The organism is Psychrobacter sp. 1Y4 (assembly GCF_051847555.1).
In genome coordinates, this window is record NZ_JBPYDE010000304.1 from 1 (window position 1) to 870 (window position 870).

1 protein-coding gene is annotated in these 870 nt (G+C 48.6%); it reads left to right on the forward strand.

Annotated elements, in window-relative coordinates; all coding sequences use genetic code 11:
* A partial coding sequence (locus tag ACS8FC_RS15945; protein ID WP_439297489.1) for a sodium/glutamate symporter occupies window positions 1–870 on the forward strand: 870 nt, incomplete at both ends.

Here is an 870-nt window from a genome sequence, read left to right on the forward strand (position 1 = left end):
ATATTAAATATATTTTGGGGATTTAGCTTTAACTTTCACCAAGGATTGCAAACGGCGACCATGCTGATGTTCTTTGCTTCTATCGGTCTGAGTGCTGATTTTAGTCGCCTAAAGGCGGGTGGTACACCGTTATTGATTTTTACAATCGTGGTGTCCGTATTTATTGTCTTACAAGATGTCGTTGGCGTAGCCATGGCAAGTGCGCTGGGGCTTGATCCGCTGCTCGGTCTTGTGACAGGCTCTATCGCTCTGACGGGTGGTCATGGTACGGCAGGTGCTTGGGGTATTACTTTAGAACAAGACTACGGTGTGGTCGGTGCGACCACACTGGGTATCGCTGTTGCGACTTATGGTTTGGTCGCAGGTGGTATCGTCGGTGGTCCTGTGGCACGTCGCTTGATTAACCGACTGGGCCTAAAACCGACGCCAGCCGATCCAAATCCTAGTGATATTGAAAAAGTTGCCAGTGCTCAGTCACTGTATAGCACCAAACACGATGAGGAGACTGCAGGTAGCAATAAAGACATCTTTGAGAGACCCGATAGCATGCGCTTTATCACAGCATCCTCTACTATCGAGACGTTGGCGCTATTTGCAGGGGCGTTAGCTTTTGCTGATGGAATGACGCTCGTGGCTGAGGGCACATGGTTTGAGTTGCCGACGTTCGTCTGGGCACTGGCAGGTGGCGTCATCATTCGCAATGTGTTAACGATGGTGTTTAATTTTGAGATGTTTGATCGCTCAATTGACGTACTTGGTAATGCGTCTTTGAGTCTGTTTTTGGCGATGGCACTGCTGTCATTGAAGCTATGGCAATTGACGGATTTGGCAGGCCCTGTATTGGTCATATTGATCGTACAGACCATCATC